12 protein-coding genes are annotated in these 13,698 nt (G+C 72.9%); 7 read left to right on the top strand and 5 right to left on the bottom strand.

Annotated features, from left to right (window positions below):
• Positions 1–15 precede the first annotated feature (15 nt).
• From FFT09_RS05305 to FFT09_RS05290, 4 genes are all read left to right on the top strand, one after another.
• The gene (locus FFT09_RS05305; RefSeq protein WP_024874643.1) at positions 16–477 is read left to right on the top strand and encodes a helix-turn-helix domain-containing protein; all 462 of its coding nucleotides are present in this window, start codon (positions 16–18) and stop codon (positions 475–477) included.
• A 229-nt stretch (positions 478–706) separates the two neighbouring features.
• A complete protein-coding gene (locus tag FFT09_RS05300) occupies positions 707–1,570 on the top strand; it encodes a PspA/IM30 family protein (protein WP_081190974.1) in 864 nt (287 codons plus the stop codon).
• Positions 1,571–1,607: 37 nt separating this feature from the next.
• Positions 1,608–2,549: a phage shock envelope stress response protein PspM gene (pspM, locus tag FFT09_RS05295; protein WP_138381964.1), complete on the top strand. Its 942-nt coding sequence runs from the start codon at positions 1,608–1,610 to the stop codon at positions 2,547–2,549.
• A gap of 82 nt (positions 2,550–2,631) precedes the next feature.
• Positions 2,632–4,002 (top strand): allophanate hydrolase-related protein, encoded by a 1,371-nt coding sequence (locus tag FFT09_RS05290; RefSeq protein WP_081190972.1) that lies wholly within the window; start codon positions 2,632–2,634, stop codon positions 4,000–4,002.
• Here the strand turns inward: FFT09_RS05290 and FFT09_RS05285 are convergent.
• From FFT09_RS05285 to FFT09_RS05275, 3 genes are all read right to left on the bottom strand, one after another.
• The gene (locus tag FFT09_RS05285; RefSeq protein ID WP_138381963.1) at positions 3,962–5,026 is read right to left on the bottom strand and encodes a quinone-dependent dihydroorotate dehydrogenase; all 1,065 of its coding nucleotides are present in this window, start codon (positions 5,024–5,026) and stop codon (positions 3,962–3,964) included. The genes FFT09_RS05290 and FFT09_RS05285 overlap by 41 nt on opposite strands.
• Before the next feature lie 318 nt (positions 5,027–5,344).
• Positions 5,345–6,145: a DNA-formamidopyrimidine glycosylase family protein gene (locus tag FFT09_RS05280; protein ID WP_138381962.1), complete on the bottom strand. Its 801-nt coding sequence runs from the start codon at positions 6,143–6,145 to the stop codon at positions 5,345–5,347.
• Between the two features lie 6 nt (positions 6,146–6,151).
• Positions 6,152–7,048, bottom strand: a complete 897-nt coding sequence (locus tag FFT09_RS05275; protein WP_081190969.1) for a ParA family protein — start codon at positions 7,046–7,048, stop codon at positions 6,152–6,154.
• 68 nt (positions 7,049–7,116) lie between these two features.
• Here FFT09_RS05275 and FFT09_RS05270 point away from each other — a divergent pair, with 68 nt between their 5' ends.
• From FFT09_RS05270 to FFT09_RS05260, 3 genes are all read left to right on the top strand, one after another.
• Positions 7,117–7,872, top strand: coding sequence for a methyltransferase domain-containing protein (locus tag FFT09_RS05270; protein ID WP_024874636.1), 756 nt, complete (start codon positions 7,117–7,119; stop codon positions 7,870–7,872).
• A 52-nt stretch (positions 7,873–7,924) separates the two neighbouring features.
• Complete coding sequence (gene dinB, locus FFT09_RS05265) at positions 7,925–9,172, top strand: DNA polymerase IV (RefSeq protein WP_081190967.1); 1,248 nt, start codon at positions 7,925–7,927, stop codon at positions 9,170–9,172.
• A 227-nt stretch (positions 9,173–9,399) separates the two neighbouring features.
• Positions 9,400–9,810, top strand: coding sequence for a DUF3040 domain-containing protein (locus tag FFT09_RS05260; protein ID WP_081190966.1), 411 nt, complete (start codon positions 9,400–9,402; stop codon positions 9,808–9,810).
• A gap of 127 nt (positions 9,811–9,937) precedes the next feature.
• Here the strand turns inward: FFT09_RS05260 and FFT09_RS05255 are convergent, their stop codons facing one another.
• Together FFT09_RS05255 and FFT09_RS05250 are read right to left on the bottom strand one after the other, a co-directional pair.
• The gene (locus tag FFT09_RS05255) at positions 9,938–12,430 is read right to left on the bottom strand and encodes a transglutaminase TgpA family protein (protein WP_138381960.1); all 2,493 of its coding nucleotides are present in this window, start codon (positions 12,428–12,430) and stop codon (positions 9,938–9,940) included.
• Complete coding sequence (locus FFT09_RS05250) at positions 12,427–13,692, bottom strand: DUF58 domain-containing protein (RefSeq protein WP_024874632.1); 1,266 nt, start codon at positions 13,690–13,692, stop codon at positions 12,427–12,429. Before FFT09_RS05250 ends, FFT09_RS05255 begins: the two co-directional genes overlap by 4 nt.
• Positions 13,693–13,698: the final 6 nt, after the last annotated feature.

The raw sequence follows: 13,698 nt of genomic DNA, 5'->3' as shown, positions 1-13,698 counted from the left end.
GAAGGGAGGCGCGTGATGACCGTGCTGTTGCGTGAGGCGATCGGTGATCGGCTCCGTCATGCCCGCACCACCAAGCGCCGGACGCTGCGCGACATCTCCCGCGCCGCCAAGGTGAGCCTCGGGTACCTGTCCGAGGTCGAGCGAGGACAGAAGGAGGCGTCGAGCGAGCTGCTCGCCTCGATCTGCGAGGCACTCGACCTGCCACTCGGCGAGTTGCTGCACCACGTGGCCGCCGATGTGTCCGCGCTGGACCGGGTCGAGGTCGGCGTCGACGCCGGGCACGCGACGCCCGCGCCAGCCGCTGCCGCCTCGCCTGCCTCGGAGGGTGACGGCGCCCCGGTGGCCGCCGAGCAGGGGTTCGAGGGCGGCCGTCTCGTGGCGGGAACGCAGGGCAACGACCTCGCCGACCTCCGGCTGGCTCCGGCGCTGCGCACCACGATCCGTGCGCCGAAGTCCAAGGCCGTCCTCGCGGCCTGACAGCCGCTGTGATCCGGTGACAACGGCCGTCGCGTCCCGGGTCGGCAGGGACGCGCGACGGTCAGCGTCCCGGTATCGCTGAATTGCCGGGGTCGCCTGGAACGGCGGCGCCCGACCTGACACGATGGAACCCGAACCCGGGGGTCACGTGTTCGGGTACCGCGCACGGCGCGACGGGCCAGTGTCACCCGGTCGACAACTGTGGGACGTGAGAAAGCAGGCGGAGGAGATGGCCAACCCTTTCGTGAAGTTCTGGAAGTACCTCATGGCGGCGTTCTCGTCGAAGGTTGACGAGCACGCCGATCCGAAGGTGCAGATCCAGCAGGCCATCGAGGAGGCGCAGCGCAACCATCAGACGCTGTCTCAGCAGGCCGCCTCGGTCATCGGCAACCAGCGCCAGCTGGAGATGAAGCTGAACCGGCAGCTGGGCGAGGTCGAGAAGCTGCAGTCCTCCACCCGGCAGGCCCTCACGCTCGCCGAAGAGGCCAGGAGCAAGGGCGACGAGAAGAAGGCTCAGGAGTTCGAGACCGCGGCCGAGGGCTTCGCCGCGCAGCTCGTCACGGCCGAGCAGTCGATCGAGGACCTGAAGACGCTGCACGACCAGGCGTTGCAGGCCGCCGAGCAGGCCAAGCAGGCCGTGGAACGCAACGCGAGCATGCTGCAGCAGAAGCTGGCCGAGCGGACCAAGCTGCTCTCGCAGCTGGAGCAGGCGAAGATGCAGGAACAGGTGTCCAACTCGCTGACCCAGATGTCGGAGCTGGCGGCACCGGGCAACACGCCGTCGCTCGACGAGGTCCGCGACAAGATCGAGCAGCGGTACAGCACCGCACTCGGCTCCGCCGAGCTGGCGCAGAACTCGGTCCAGGGCCGCATGATGGAGGTGCAGCACTCCACCACGCAGCTCGCCGGGCACAGCAGGCTGGAGCAGATCAGGGCCTCGATGAAGGGCGATTCGGTCGCGCAGGTCACCAGCGGCGAGTCCGCGGGCAGCGGCGCTGCGTCGTCCTCGGCGGCATCGGCGGCGTCGTCTTCGGACGTGCAGAGCGAGATCCAGGCCAGGGTGGAAGCCGAGCGCCAGAAGAACGAGGCCTGAGCGCCTCGGATCACGTAGCGGACTCGCGGGGGTGGCTGTGACGGGCGGACCGTACGAGCGTTTCTCCAAGCTCGAGAAGCACATGCGGCGGCTGCCCGACTATGCCCAGCGTGCGCAGCGCACGGCGCGCGCCGTGCGCTCCTACACCGACAGTGCCCGCTCGCGGACGTCGTCGGCCGAGCCCGGCGCCACGGACGGGCAACCGTCGTCGCGCTCGGCGATGGCCGCCGTCAACCCGGTCGTCGCCGACGTGCGCGACAAGTGGAGCCGGTGGAACGAACCCGCCGCCAAACACGAGCGGCGCAAACGCCGGACGTCGCGCGCGCTGACGCTGTGGATCGTGCTGACGCTGCTGTCGGTGCTCTACGCCGTCGCGGGATACACGGGCATCACCGGGGGGATCGACGGCTGGCAGGGTGCCTTCGGTGGTGTCGTGGCCGCGGTGCTCTTCGGGGTGCTGGGCGTGCGCTCCGGGGTGCGGTTGTACCAGCTCAGCCGCACGCCCGTGCCCGAGTCGCCACCCCGGCCACCGTCGCTGCCTCGGGCGGGGTCGGCCGCGAGAGCGCCGATGGAGCGCCTCGGCCGGTGTGAGGCGACCATGCGTGACCTGCTGGCGCAGCTGGCCCTGCCCCACGGGACGAGCGGGAGCGCCTCCGTGCCGACGATGTCGGTCGAACAGACCCGGACCACCGCGGCCGAGGCGGCGTCGGCGTTGCGTGCGCTGGCCGCCAGGGTCGAGTCGGTCGAACGAGCCAGGACTTCCGCACCGGAGGCGGAGCGGCCCGCGCTGGACACCGCGGTCGCGGGGCTGCGGGGGCAGCTCGACGACGGTGTCGAGGAGTACGCCTCGCTGGTCGCCGCAGCGGGCCAGGCCGTCGCGGCCACCAGCGACGGCACCACCGCCAAGGAAGCGTTGACGGACGCGACCGACCGGCTCGCCGGACTCGCGTCCGCGTTGCGCGACTTGTCGTCGCGCTGAGCGGGAGCCGCCGCGACGCCGGTTGACGTCCTGCCGGGTGGGGTAGGTACTACGCGCCACACCCGGTCAGAAAGGACGCGGCGTGAACCTGTTCCTCTTCGACGACGACACGGTCCCGCTTCCTCCGATCACCACCAGCCAGGCCGTCCAGCGGGTGCTGTCCGTGTTCGACGCCCTGCACCGCGGAACGGGCCCCGCTCCGGTGGTGCGGCTGCGGGTTCGCGAAGAGGTCCTGGTGGAGGCCAAGGCGGTCGACGAACGTGTCCGTGCGGGGGAGCGGTTGCCGCTGGTGGGAACGCTGGTGGCGATCCCGGACCGCTCGGTGCTCTCCGCGCGGCTGGCCGCGGCGGGTGCGGTGGTCGCCGGATACACCGTCCCGGGCGTCGTGGCCACCGGGGCGCCGGCCCGGCTGGAAACGCTCAGCAAGCTCGACGCGCTGGTGCTGACCGAACCGCCGCTGGCCTGCCGTGACGTCGTCGGGTTCGTGCCCACCAGGGGACTGCTGCCCCTCGCGTCGGCCGGAGCGGGCACCGTGCTGGCCCGTGACGCGGCGGTGGCACAGGAGGTGGCGAGCGCCCTCACGGGAGCCGATCCGAACGGGGCCGGCAGCCGGAGCTGGCCGGACTCGGTGCGCCTGAGCGCGGGTACCGCGCCGCGCGTCGGAGTCCCGGGGGCGGCGTTTCGGTCCCGGCTCGATCCGGCGGCCCGAGAGCGGTTGCTGACGACGGCGGACACCCTGCGGGTCGCGGGCGCGGTCACCGAGGATGTCGACCTCGGCGTTGGCGAGGACTGGTGTGCGCGGCGGGCCGCCTTCGCGTTGCGCGACCACGACGCGCTGGTGGTGCCCGCGGAGCGCGGCACGAACCCGTTCGCGACGCTGATCGAAGGGCTGGACACCGCGGCCGTGGTGCTCCCGGCCGGCGATGGCGGCGCGGTCGCCGTGGTGACGACGGCGTTCGACGACCAGGTGGCGCTCGACCTGGCCGGCCTGCTGACCGGTGCGCAGGCCGCGTCGCCCTACCCGGACGTGGGAGTGGAACTGGTGGCCTTCGGGGCCTACCTGCGAGGTCAGCCGAGGGCGGGCGAGCTGGAGCGCCTGGGAGCCCGGTTCGTACGCTTCGTCACCACGACCCGGCACTACCGGATGGTGCTGATCGGCGACGAGCCCCCGGAGGCGGGCGTGCTGCGGGCAGGCGAGCCCTGGCAGGGCGGGCCGCTGGTGGGGGAGCGCTGGTTGCTGTCGCCGTCGGCGCTCGGGGAGTTCGTGGCCCACCTTCCGGCGACGATGCGGCTCGGCACCGTCGAACTCGCCGACGGATCGAACTCGCCCGCCGTCCTGTGCGACCCGGTGACCGCGGAGCGCGGCGACGACATCACCGGCTGGGAGTGCTGGCGCGCGTACCTGCGGCACCTCAGCGCGTTGCGGCCGAGTACCGCGCGAGCCGGGCGTTGACGCGCCGCACGACGCCGGGGCCGTGCAGGGCGAACGCCGTGTAGAGCTGGAGCAGGCTCGCGCCCGCGTCGAGCATGCGCAGCGCGTCGTCGGGGTGGCCGATGCCCCCGACGCCGATCACGGGCAGCGCACCGGCGGTCTGCTGATGCACGAACCGGACGACCTCGCGGGAACGCTCGGCCAGCGGGCGCCCGGACAGCCCGCCCGGCTCGTCGGCATAGCGGGCGTCGGCCGGGGCGAGCCCATCCCGCGTCAGCGTCGTGTTGGTGGCGATGACACCCGCGACGCCGTGGTCGAGGCAGACGCCGAGCAGTTCGCCGATCGCCTCGAACGACAGGTCGGGCGCCATCTTCACCAGCAGCGGAACGGGGTGACGCGCACTGCGCGCGGCGAGATCACGTGCGGTGCCGGTCAGCTCCGTCAGCAACTCGGTGAGGGCACCGCGGTCCTGCAGCGTCCGCAGTCCCGGCGTGTTGGGGGAACTGACGTTCACCGCGACGTAGTCTGCGTAGGGGTGTACGGCGGTGAGGGATTCCCGGTAGTCGGCGATGGCGTCCTCGACGGGCGTGATCTTCGACTTGCCGATGCTGATACCCAGGGGAAGGTCGGGGGTGCCCGTGTCGGCGAGCCGCCGGGCGAGTGCGTGCGCGCCCGCGTTGTTGAAGCCCATCCGGTTCAGGACCGCGTCGCTGTCACTCAGGGCGAACAGGCGCGGCCGGGGATTGCCGGGCTGGGCGTAGCGCGTGACGGTGCCGACCTCGACGAACCCGAACCCGAGTGCCGACCACGCCGCGAGGGCGCGGCCGTCCTTGTCCATGCCCGCGGCCAGGCCGAGCCGGTTCGGGAAGCGAACGCCGAACACGGTGCAGGGGTCGTCGATCCGGAGGCGTCGTCGCACCGCGGCGGTGAGCGCGGGCGCCCTGCCCGCTCGTTCCAGCAGCCGGACGGTGCGTTCGTGTACCGCTTCGGCGTCGTCGCGGTGCAGGCGATAGAGGGTGGGGCGGACGATCCTGTCGAAGAACACGTCGGCCAGTATCCGTCACGGTGGCCCGCGACCGGCGGGGGAGGAGGAGTAAGGGAAGCCCCCAGTGCGGCTCCCGAACGTCGTCAGCCGTTCGGGCCCGGGTCGGACCGGGTCCCGGGAGCACTGGAGGCCGGTGACTGCCTGGTATTCACCGGCAGGCACACAAGGCTTCTGGTCGGCCCGTGTGCGCTGTCAGTGGACAGCCACCTCACGAGTCCTGTGGATATTCACCGTCGGACCACCTCCTTTCTCGTGTACCGCCACGCTAGGCGTTCTCGCCGCCGCGCGGCAACGCGTTTTTCGCGCGGCGAACACGGCTCACTCGGGCGCGGGACCCGACTGGCAGCGTGGGCAATACCAGGTCGGCCTTGCCCATGTGCCCTCGCCCTGCGGGGCCACCCGCACGGGGCCACCGCAGCGCAGGCACCCCTGCCGCGTGCGCTCGTACACCCACGCCCGCCGCCCCGGCACGTCGTAGCCGGTGGTGCTGCGACGGGACCGCCGGGCGTTGGCCACGAGCAGCCGACGTGCCAGGTCGACGGCGCGCTCGGCGTCGATCCCGGCGACCGCCGTCCACGGCGTGACCCGCAGCAGGAAGCAGATCTCCGTCTTGTAGACGTTGCCGATGCCCGCCATCACCCGCTGGTCGAGCAGGGCTTCGCCGAGCTCGGCACCGGGCCGCGCTCGCAGGGCGTCGGCCGCCTTGGCGGCGTCGAGAGCGGTCCAGTCTGGCGAGCACAGGTCCGGACCGAGGTGCCCGACGAACCGGGACTCCTCGGCGGTCGGCAGCAGCGCGAGGTCGTGAACGCGGAAGCCGACGGCCTCGGCCGTGGAGTGGGTGAGCACCACCCTGGCGTGGTGGCCCGGCATGGACCAGCGCTGTCCCCGCCGGAACGTGCGCCACGAGCCGTCCATCATCAGGTGGCTGTGCAGGCTGAGCGAGCCCGAGAAGCGCAGGAACAGATGCTTGCCCACCGTACGCACCGCCGTGACCTCGTGCCCACGGAGATCGCGGGTGGCGAGGGCCGGGTGCCGAAAGTCGGTCCGGGTGAGGGTGTGCCCGGCGAGCGCCCGGCGCAGCCGCTCGCCGGTGAGGAAGACGGTGTCGCCCTCGGGCACGACCGCTCAGCCCGTCTCGTTCCGGGCGTACGGTCGCTCCGGGGGACGACGCGGCGCGGGACCGCGCGGCGGAACCGGGTCGGGGGACGCGGGTTCCTCCGTGCCGAGGCGGTGCCTGCCCGCCCTCCCGGAGCGCAGGATCTTCGCCAGCACCATGTTGAACGTCAGGGCGATCTCCTGGGCCGCCGGTGAGGTCCACTCGTGGATCGGGGTGCAGGCGCCCTGTGCCTGCTGGATGACGAGCCGGTCGGGGATCGCCGTCGGCATGACGAGCCGCCCGAAGGACTCGCGCAGCTCCTGGATGCGGTACTCGTGCTCGGCCGACCGGCCCCGCAGCCGGTTGACCACCACTCCCGCGGGCCGCAGCCGGGGGTTGTGGTCGGCGCGCACCTGGTCGATGGCCTCCAGCGCCCGTTGCGCCCCGGCCACCGCGTACATGGTGGGTTCGGTGACCAGCAGCGCGGTGTCGGCGGCGATGAGGGCCGAACGGGTGAGCCGTCCCAGCGACGGCGGGCAGTCGAGGATCGCCAGCTCGTACGGCCTGGCCTGGGGCTGGGCCTCCAGGGCGTCGAGTGCCGTCGCGAGGTGGTCGGTGCGGTGCTCGTGGGGCCCCGGCTCGTTGAGCGGTTCCAGCTCCTCGGACCCCACGAGGACGTCGACATCGTCGCTCCAGCCGCTCGCGGCGATCGCCCTGTCGAGCACGCCGAGCCGTGGCGTCTCCAGCACGTCGGCGAGCGTCGACTCGGTGAGCGGGGGGTCGAGTGTGGCGGTGGCGTTGCCCTGGGGGTCGAGGTCGGCCACCAGGGTCCGGATCCGCCTGCGGAGCGCGGCCGAGGCGACACCCAGAGCGACCGTCGTCTTCCCGACGCCACCCTTGAGGCTCAGTACGGCGACCGTGTGCACGACTGCGAGCGTAGTCGTGCATGGTCGCCGTGAGAACGCGCGAGGTGTCCCAACTACCCTTGGGAGCCATGCGAGCGGAGACTTCGGCCGGTCACGGGTCGGCGGCGGTGCGAAAGGTGCTGGAGGCCGAACTCGGCGCCGCGCGGGCCAGGGGGGCCGAGGAGCCTGTTGTGGTGGACGTGGGCGGCGGCAGCGGGGTGTGGGCGGTGCCGTTCGCCGCGGCGGGCTGTCGCGTGACGGTGGTGGAACCCAACCTCAACGCGCTGGCCACCCTGCGGTTGCGCGCGGAGGAGGACGGCGTCGCCGACCGGATCACGGTCGTGGCCGACGACTCCGACGCGCTGGCCGAGCACGTCCGGCCCGGATCGGCCGATCTGGTGCTCGCCCACTCGCTGCTGGAGGTGGTGGACGATCCCGAGGCCGCACTGGCCGCGATCGTGGCGGCCACCGCGCCGGGCGGTGCGGTCTCGGTCCTGACGGCGAACCGCCACGCCGCGGTGCTGCACCGCGCGCTGACCGGCAGGCTCGGTGAGGCTCACCGGCTGCTCGTCGAGCCCGCCGGTGTCCTGAGCAGCGACTCGGAGACGCTGTCGCGCAGGCTCGACACGGCGGGGCTGACCGCACTGCTGTCCGGGGCGGGGCTGTCCGTGGAGTACGTGCGGGGCGACGGTGTGGTGTCCGAGATCCTCTCCGCCGAACCCGCACCCGGCACGGCCGCGTCGTGGGAGCAGGACCTCGCCGAGTTCGAGGCGCTGGCCGCGGTCACCACGCCGTTGCGCGATATCGCGACCCGCCTGCACGCGCTGGCGCGTCAGCCGTCCTGACCGCGTCGCGTCGTCTCGGAACGTCGGTGGGGCGCCGTAGGCTGGGCCCACAATGGGACGGAACACGGCGCTGCCCGGTGAGTTCGAACGGTTCCGGGCCACTGCGAAGCGGTGGCCCGACGACACCGGCTGCTCGCTGCTGCACATCGACATGGACGCGTTCTTCGCGGCGGTGGAGTTGCGGACCCGTCCCGAACTGGCCGACCGGCCGGTGATGGTCGCCGGAGCGGGGCCCCGCTCGGTGGTGCTGTCGGCCAACTACCCGGCGCGGCGGTTCGGTGTCGGCTCGGCGATGCCGGTGGCGGCGGCCCGGAAGCTGTGCCCCGGCATCGTGACCCTGCCACCCACGCGCGGCTCGTACGGCGAGGTGTCGCGGGCCGTGCTGGCCCTCTTCCACGAGATCACTCCCCTGGTGGAGCCGCTGAGTCTCGACGAGGCGTTTCTCGACGTGTCCGGTGCGCTGCGCAGGCTGGGCGCGAGCCCCGCCGAGATCGGAGCCGAGCTGCGCGCCCGCGTGGAGGCCGACCACGGCCTCACGTGTTCCGTGGGGGTCGCGGGGGTGAAGTTCGTGGCCAAGCTCGCGTCGGGCATGGCCAAACCCGACGGGATGGTCGTGGTCCCCCGGGACGAGACGGTGTCGTTCCTGCGGCCGTTGCCGGTCTCGGCGCTGTGGGGAGTCGGCCCCAGGACCGCGGAGACGCTGCGGGGCCACGGGCTGCGGACGATCGCCGACCTCGCCGCCACCCCGGCCGAACGGCTCCGCGCCTGGGTGGGCAGGGCCGCGGCCGAGCACCTGGGCGCGCTCGCGCGCGGCCACGACGACCGCGCGGTGGTGCCCGCGACGGCGGAGAAGTCGCTCGGCGCCGAGCGGACGTTCGACACCGACCTCGCCGACCGGCACGAACAGCGCAGGCAGCTGCTCGATCTGAGTGAGCGGGTCGCGGCCACCCTGCGTTCGCGGCACCTGCGCGGCCGGACGGTATCGATCAAGGTGCGCTTCGCCGACTTCCGCACCGTCACCCGGGCCCGCACCCTGCCCGGCGCCACCGACGTGGCCCGCCTCCTGCACGGCACGGCCGTGGCGTTGCTGGACGAGCTGGGCAGCACGGCGCCGGTGCGGCTGCTCGGAGTGCGCGTCGAGGGCATCGCGGGTGCGGCCGAGGCCGAACAGCTGAGCCTGGAGGACGTGCGACCCGGCTCGCGCTGGCGGGACGCGGAGGTCGCCGCGGACGGCGCACGATCGAAGTACGGCGCGGCGGCGGTGCGTCCGGCGTCCCTGCTGCGTCGTGACCAGGACTGATGCGGGGCTCACTCGCCTGCCGACCGGGCCGGACGCTGGGGTTCGCGGGCGCGCTGGGCCGTTCGAGGCAAAACGGTCGGCGCTTGGGGGGAGATCGGGTAGTCCTTCGAGCGCGGGCCTCGTATCCTGGTAACGACACCCCGATCGGGGGGTTGTCCGGGTCGACGTCCACGTGCGGTTCCGGCGCCCACCAGGGGTCGCCAAACAGCTGTGCCGGAGGAGGAAAAATGCCACTCTCCGAGCATGAGCAGCGGCTGCTCGATCAGATCGAGCGCGAGCTCTATGCCGAGGACCCCAAGTTCGCATCCAACGTGCGCGGAAGCAAGATGCGCCGTCCCACACCCAAACGCCGCCTGCAAGGTGTCGCCCTCTTCGTCGTGGGCGTCGCCATGCTGGTGGTCGGGGTCGCGGGACAGGCGCCGTTCCTCCGCATCGCCGAGATCCCGTGGCTCAGTGTGCTCGGGTTCCTGGTGATGTTCGGCGGAGTGCTGCTCGCCGTGACCTCCCTGGGTGCGTCGTCAGGTGAGGAACAGGCCGAGACGCGACGAGGCGGCAGTGGCCGCAGCGCGCCCGCGGCCAAGAGTTCCTTCACCCAGCGCATGGAGGAGAGGTTCCGCAGGCGCTTCGAGGATCGTTAGCCACACCGCGTCCGGTACAGCCTGTCCGCTGCCCGGGTTCACGCGCGCCGCTGCGTGAACCCGGGCAGCGGACTTTTCGTGCCCACCGTCGTCCGTGGTTGCGCGGGGCCGCGACGGCCAGGCGGCTTCAGCGCCGACGCCGCAGTACCGAGCGCGGCAGCAGCCGTCCCCGCCAGGACAACGGCGCCGCTCGGTCGAGTGCCGCCAGAACGCCGCGCACGGCGGCGGCGAACGTCGTGGTGTCACCGTGCGTCGCCGTCCCGCCGGAGCCATACCACGAGCGTTCCACGGTGGTGACGATCGTGCGCAGGTCGTTCTTGCCGCGCTCGTCGAGCCGCTGTCCCTGGGCCAGCCGCTGCGCGGCCAGTCGCACGGTGTCGCTGACGGGAACCTCGACACCCCGATCGGCACACTCGCGCACCAGTTCGCTCCACGCCGCGTCGGCGGCCTGCGGCACGGTGCCGTGTTCGATCTGGCGCAGGTGACGGCGGCGCTGCGCCCGCCGCACCGCCCACGGGGTCGCCGCCAGCGCGGTCAGCACCACGACCGCGACCGCCGCGATCCAGTGAACCCACCACGCCACCATGACGAGGGCGAGCCCCCACAGCCCGGCCGTCAACGCGGCGAGCGAGGACGCCCGCCGATTCTCCGCGCGTCGCGGGGCCGATCGCCCGCGCCGCCCGGCGAGCCAGGCCGCGACGGTGGCCACCAGCGCGATCCCCGCGACCACCAGCGCCAGCAGGCCGGGCCACGACCCCGAGTCGCCGAACGGCCGCTGCTGGCCCGGTTGCGCCGCCGCGTCCTGCTCCGCCTGCTCCTCGGACGGCGACGTGGGCTCGGACGAGTCCTCCGCATCGTTGCCGGGCACCTCGTCACCGGCCGAGTCCCCGTCGGTGCCGTCCTCGCCCGAGAGATACGGCGGGACGTAGCCCCGGCCGTCGGAGAGCGGGGTCGGGTCGAAACTCACCCAGCCGAGATCGCCGAAGTACACCTCGACCCACGCGTGCGCGTCCCGGGAGGTGATGGTGCGGACGTCGCCGTCGCGGTAGCCGCTGGTGAAGCCGACGGCCACGCGGGCGGGGATGTCGAGCGAGCGCAGCATCACGGCCATGGCCGAGGCGTACTGCTCGCAGTAGCCCCGCTTACCGTTCAACAGGAAGTCGGACAGCGCGTCGCCGTCGGTGGCCGGAGCCGTCTCGGTGTCGTAGACGAAGCCGTTCTCGGGGCCGAAGTACTCCCACACCGCCTGCGCCTGGTCGAACCGCGTGTCCGCGTCCGCCGTGAGGTCCTCCGCGAGCGCCACCACCCGAGGATCGACGGCGGCCAGGTCGGTGTAGCCGCCCATGTCCTCGTCCGTGCCGGATTCGACTTCCCGCAACTCCGCCCGCGACGGTTCGTCCAGCGACGCCACCTCGACGTACGGTTGCGGGGTCTGCCTGCGCTCCCGGAACACCGAGCCGCTCGTGCGGTCGTAGTACCAGCCACCGGACAGTTCGCGCAGGGCTCTGGGCGCACCGAAGACGGGCAGCCACACGTCGTTCCAGTGCACCGGCTCGATCCGGATCTCGCGGCCCTCTCCGCTGCCGTCGTCGCCGGGCGCGGACGGCAGCGTGCCGTTCGCGGGCACCCCGGCGGGCATCGGCCCGTCCGCCAGCCCCCAGCCCTCGTTGGGCCGGTAGGTGTCGAGGGTGAAGGCCCGCATCGGCCGGGGCGAGTCGCCCAGCCCGGACACGCGGAACAGCGGCACGTCGTCACCCTGGTCCAGCATGCCGCGCAGCGACGTGAACGGGTTGACGCCGAGGCCACCGAGCACGGGGCGGTTGTCCGAGTCGCTGCCGGGCAGGCTCCCCTCGGTGCCGATGGCCGTGATGCCCGCACCCGCCACCAGACCGGCCGACAGTGCGCCCACCACCACGGTCACCGGCGCCGACACGGCAGCCGCGGACACCCCGGCGCCGGGGGAGGGCCGGTTGCGCCAGCGATGGTGGCGGTGGCTGCCGTCCACCGCCAGCAGGGCCGCGAACGCCGCCGCGCCGAGCACGAAGGTCCACCACGGCAGCAGGTCGTCGGCCAGCGCCGACGGCACGGCGTAGACACACAGCAGGATGAGACCGGTGGCCGCGGGTGCCGCCGCCGCGACCACGAGCGTGTCCACCACGATCGCCACGAGACCGATCGCGATCGTGGCGAGGCACAGGATCGCAGCCGTGGCCTCGACCGGAGGGACACCGTTGCGGATCGTGCTAAACGCCTCGGTGAGTACCTCGTTCAGCTCGGTGAACGCGGCCGGACCCGGGAGGACGCCCAAGACGCCGCTTCCGGTGAACACGCCCGTGACGAGCAACAGCAGCGCGACCAGTTGCCCGAGGCCCACCAGCGGAGTCGGCACGCGCAGCGACCGCAACGCGAGCCCGGTGCAGGCCACCAGCAGTGCCGCGACGGCGACGTAGGCGAGCCACGCGCCGCCCTGGAGCACCCCGGTCAGCGAGGTGGCCGCACCGACGGTGGCGAACAGCGCCGCGGCGGGGGACAGCAGGGTCGCCGCCGGGGACGGACCTCGGCGAGGCGCGCGCTCGGGTTCGTCCCGGCGTGCGTGCCTCGGGCCCGCGGTCGTGGTCATGCCGTGCCCCCGATCAGTGAGGCGCCCGAGGCGGTGGTCCGGCACAACTCCGCCCACACGTCCGCCACGGACCGCTCCGGAGTGACCACGACGACGCCCCACCCCGCCGCGCGCAGCAGCGCCGCGGTCTCGGCCACGGCCACGTCTGTCTCCTGAGGACCGCCTGCCCACGCGGCGGTGTCGAGCAGCACGGCCAGGTTGCGGGAGCCACGGGCACGGTGCCGGGTGAGTTCGTGGACCGACTCGGTGCCCAGCGTCGCGAGCACGGCGATGAGCTCCTGCCCCTGCGCCGGATCGGCTCCGACGACGACGTCGCGCTCGTGGCCGGGTTGCAGCGCGGCGAACGAGTCCAGCACGATTCCGGCGTGTCCCGGCCCGGATTCCTCGGGCGCGTCGGACAGCAGCCTGCCGTGTTCGTCCACCAGCCGGACCCGCTGGCCCGAGCGGTTCAGATGCAGGCACATGCTCGCGGCGAGTTCGATGGCCCATTCGAGGCTCGACTGGGTCCCGGTGCCGTGATGCGCCGAGGCCCGGCGGTCGAGCAGCACCGTCGTCCCCCCATGCCAGGGGCGCTCCTCGACGCGCACCATCAGTTCGTCGCGTCGCGCCGTCGAGCGCCAGTGGACTTTGCGCAGATCGTCGCCCTGGCGGTACTGCCGGACCACGACGTCGGTCTGGCCCTGCCCCGCGTGCAGGCGGATGCTGCTGTCGTCGCCCGAGCCGATGCCCGCACCACGGGGCAGACCCCACAACGTCGTCACGCGCGGCACCACCACCAGCCGGGAGTGCGGAACCAGCTCACGCTCGAACTCACACAGGCCGAACGGGTCGGTCACCGTCGCGCGCAGCGGGCCGATCCGGTGTATCCCGCGCAACGTGGGCTGCACCGGATAACGCAGGGGGACCGGCCGCCGGTGCGGCAGTCGCTCCACGACGAACCGGGGGCGGGAACCCAGGGTGTAGGGCAGCTCGTCCTCCAGCAGTACCTCACCGGCGGGCATGTGACCCGTACGCCAGAGGTCGAGCTGGATCTCTCCCTGCCCGCCGACGGGAACGCGCTCGGGCAGCAGCGAACGCGAGGCGGACAGCGCGGTACGGGACGCGGAGGCAAGTAGGGCGACGCACAGCGGCAGCGCGAACACGAACGCCGCGACCCGCAACAGGTCGCGCTCGTTGAGCACGGCCGCGCAGAGTCCCGCGGCGATCCCGGCGGCGAGCAGGCACCGGCCCCGTGTGGTGAGACCGGACAGCGAGCGGAACACGGTGCG

It is taken from the genome of Saccharomonospora piscinae (assembly GCF_005862235.1).
Classification (GTDB): domain Bacteria; phylum Actinomycetota; class Actinomycetes; order Mycobacteriales; family Pseudonocardiaceae; genus Saccharomonospora; species Saccharomonospora piscinae.
The sequence above is the reverse complement of the archived record's forward strand: the minus strand, read 5'-3'. Positions and strand labels throughout refer to the sequence as shown.

Excerpts from the sequence above, each read along its gene's own strand:
- FFT09_RS05270 (WP_024874636.1), top strand. The coding sequence starts at position 7,117 with ATGCGAGCGGAGACTTCGGCCGGTCACGGGTCGGCGGCGGTGCGAAAG.
- FFT09_RS05305 (WP_024874643.1), top strand. The coding sequence starts at position 16 with ATGACCGTGCTGTTGCGTGAGGCGATCGGTGATCGGCTCCGTCATGCC.
- dinB (WP_081190967.1), top strand. The coding sequence starts at position 7,925 with ATGGGACGGAACACGGCGCTGCCCGGTGAGTTCGAACGGTTCCGGGCC.
- FFT09_RS05300 (WP_081190974.1), top strand. The coding sequence starts at position 707 with ATGGCCAACCCTTTCGTGAAGTTCTGGAAGTACCTCATGGCGGCGTTC.
- FFT09_RS05255 (WP_138381960.1), bottom strand. The coding sequence starts at position 12,430 with ATGACCACGACCGCGGGCCCGAGGCACGCACGCCGGGACGAACCCGAG.
- FFT09_RS05260 (WP_081190966.1), top strand. The coding sequence starts at position 9,400 with ATGCCACTCTCCGAGCATGAGCAGCGGCTGCTCGATCAGATCGAGCGC.